The organism is Endozoicomonas sp. ALC013 (genome assembly GCF_049310205.1).
Taxonomy (GTDB): Bacteria; Pseudomonadota; Gammaproteobacteria; order Pseudomonadales; family Endozoicomonadaceae; genus Endozoicomonas.
In genome coordinates, this window is the sequence record NZ_JBLYNS010000348.1 from 1 (window position 1) to 1,854 (window position 1,854).

Sequence of the window (1,854 nt, forward strand, 5' to 3'; positions counted from 1 at the left end):
GGATGTTACGCAGCTCTGCATAGGCTTCGCAGGTGTTCGTTTTGGGGTAAAAAATCTGCACTTCCAACAGATCTGCAAGCCGTTGACTGCACAATCCCTCTGGTAATGTCAGCCACTCGCCCGGTCTTAGCAGGGTAAAATAGGCTTGCTCGGGGGCAATGATAAAGTCCACCGTAACCGGTGATGCTGAGGCTGCCTTACTTTTGATTAACAGTTGCCCTGTCAGCTCGCTTCGGGCCAGCTCAATGGGGGTGTCCGGGGTGCAGCGCAGTGCCCGGAGCTGGTCTTTGGGCGTCATGGCAGGCAGGGGCTGCCACTGGTTATTCAGGGTTAACGCAATGTTGCCGGGCAGTTCATCTGCTCCAAGGTTGGTCCGCCAGACGTTATCATCAGGCCATCCTGGCAACGATGTTAGCGTGCCATTTGTCCAGTCGATGGGGTAGTTGCGCAACCGGCCGTCTTCATCCAGACGGGTCTCCCGAAAAAAGAGACGATATTGGCGGGCATCGTAAGGGTTTTTGGGGAAGTACCTGGTGACCTTGTAGTGGGGGGGCACCAAAATATCGCCAAATATACAAGGATAAGCCGAATGACCCGTTTGTTGCGGGTTTACCGTTGACCCGCTATTGCCGCTGATCTCCATATCTTGCTGCATGGCTTGTGCAATCGTCATGACGTCCTGATCTGTTGCCTCCGGTGTCACCGTGATTACCCGGTCACCACAACGGGGTACAGGCCCGAATGTTACCGTGATGGGCATCAACAGTCCGGGCAGGCTATTGGCTATGGTCTCAAGGTCCCGGCACCGTTGTTCTTCCTGCTGGATTCGTTCCAGGCGTGCGGTATCCTCCTTCAGCGGAGGCAGCGTTGTCTGCAAGGCACGAAAGGGCAGTGACAGGTGTTTTCGCAAGGCCTGATGCCAATGTTCAGGCCGCTGACTGGCCAGCTGCCGGGCGCTGCTGAACAGGTCGTCCAGTGCCAGTTGCACCGGGCGGTTCTGCTGATGCAGTGCTGTGGCCAGTTGGTGGAAGTGACCCGCCAGCCACCTGGGCAACCCGTCAGGTATCTTGGGCAAACCCCGCACCAGCCCTTCCAGTTCTTCCGGGGTAAGGGCAGCCAGCCTGACCTGGGTGCAGCGGCTCGTCAGGGCCTTGCTCAGCGCTTCCCGTCCGGCAAAATAGCCGGGATTGATGGTGGCAAACAGGCGAAATCCCCGTGCTGCATGGCCGGTCAACACATGATTCAGCAACCCTTCTACATAGTGGCTGGGAATCAGGTTAAGCTCACTGATGGCGATCAGTTGCCCCCGGCTCATCGCCTGCTTGACGCTTTCTGCCAAAGAGGTCCACTGGTTCGGGTTGGCATTGATATGGACAAACGGGCGTACTGTCCGTTGTTTCCTCTCCTGCTGTTGTTGCCAGAGCCGGATGGTTCTGTTCAGCACAAAATCCTTGCCCCAGCCCGCCGGCCCTTCCACCAGCATGGCGGTGCGTCCCGAGTCATCCTTGTCCAGACTTTGCCAGTAGTGATAGACCAGCTGCCGGACAGGCTCCGCAGAGAAGTCTCCATCGGTGTTGGCGGCCTGCAGTCGTTGGATAAAATCAGTAAAGCTCGCGTCAACCCCCGCCAAAAGGGACGGGTCTTCCTTGAACTGGCCCCGGTACCAGGCGTTGAGGGTGTTCAGCCGTTGCTGGTATTCCGTGGTTACAGCACCGGCCAGACTGTCCATAAATGCCCGCCTGATCAGGGCGTTGACTTGCGCTGGCGTGTCGTCGCCGGTCGCGGAACAGTGACGGAGAATCTGGCGAACGGTGGCCAGCACATCGGTGATATCTCTGGGTGTAGTCTGGCCCT

1 protein-coding gene is annotated in these 1,854 nt (G+C 57.8%); it reads right to left on the reverse strand.

Features of this window, described 5'->3' with window-relative positions; translation table 11 throughout:
* Positions 1–1,854: hypothetical protein (locus ACO6V1_RS23745; RefSeq protein ID WP_422469038.1), on the reverse strand; the 1,854-nt coding region annotated here is incomplete at both ends.